The organism is Acinetobacter sp. AR2-3 (assembly GCF_001878775.1).
Taxonomy (GTDB): Bacteria; Pseudomonadota; Gammaproteobacteria; order Pseudomonadales; family Moraxellaceae; genus Acinetobacter; species Acinetobacter lwoffii_D.
In genome coordinates this window covers 1-1,033 of sequence record NZ_MJIQ01000033.1, presented here as the reverse complement: position 1 = coordinate 1,033, position 1,033 = coordinate 1, and the positions used below count along the sequence as shown (strand labels likewise).

Sequence of the window (1,033 nt, the reverse complement as noted above, 5' to 3'; positions counted from 1 at the left end):
CGATTAGGTACTCAGGGAAGTCTGTTGATCATATCATAGCACGTTGTTTTTTTCTTTGTTTTTCTGGCGACGAAGACAGCGACCACCGAGATCTACACGCGTAAGATCGTCGGCAGCGTCAGATGTGTATAAGAGACAGTAGATCGTCTTACTTGAAACTTTTCAATATGACAAACCTGTTTAATTACTCGATGATATTGTTCTATTTTCCAATGACTTGAATGTAATTCATAAAAACCATCAAAGGACAATAAATCATCTTCATCTTGATGCACAATATAAAATCTCTGCTGTTCTTTTAACTGAGTCTTAAATAATTGTACAAAGCCAACATCTTTGAGCCAGACCACTTGACCCTGATGAAAATTCGGCAATAAACGGAGTTGAAACCATTGTCCTTTTTCAGGGGAAACCTTACGGTTACTGTCGACACCAAACATAAATCGAATACCATGTTTTCTTATGGTTTTTAGATTTTCAGTCGATGAATACCAACTATCACCTGTAATGAATTGAATCTTTGCACCCCAATCGAGTACTTCACTTAACATCTCCATAAAGTAATCATTCTTGGTTTTACTTTCTGACTTATCATAAATTCGAAAATTAATTGGAATATTTTTGCCATGTTGATCTGTCGCATACAAGGTAATGAGATTAATACCCTTGACGGATCGGTGGTGTTTACCTGACCAAAAATAGCTAACTAAGTCCATATGTTGACTATATGGCTTATCTAAAACAGTATCATCAATACTGACTATAAGTTTATTATTATCAATGTGTTGAATTGCTTCTTGATATAGATCGCGAGCTGTGTAGTCTTCACGCTCCAAAAAGCGATTTACACTGTCATGCGAGATATTATAAGTCTCGGCAAGTTGTGTGCAGCTAATAGAGTTTGGTTCTGTCATGAGACTGTCTCTTATACACATCTGACGCTGCCGACGATCTTACGCGTCTTCTTCTCGTTACTCGCTTCCTCTTTTCATACCTTCAACTCGCTGCTCTCTTCCTTCTCCGCTCTACTTAT

Annotated in this window: 1 pseudogene; it reads right to left on the bottom strand. The window is 37.6% G+C overall.

Annotation, left to right across the window (positions count from 1 at the left end):
- Positions 1-119 precede the first annotated feature (119 nt).
- Positions 120-938, bottom strand: a pseudogene (locus BFN00_RS04830) (IS701 family transposase); the annotation flags it as partial.
- Positions 939-1,033: the final 95 nt, after the last annotated feature.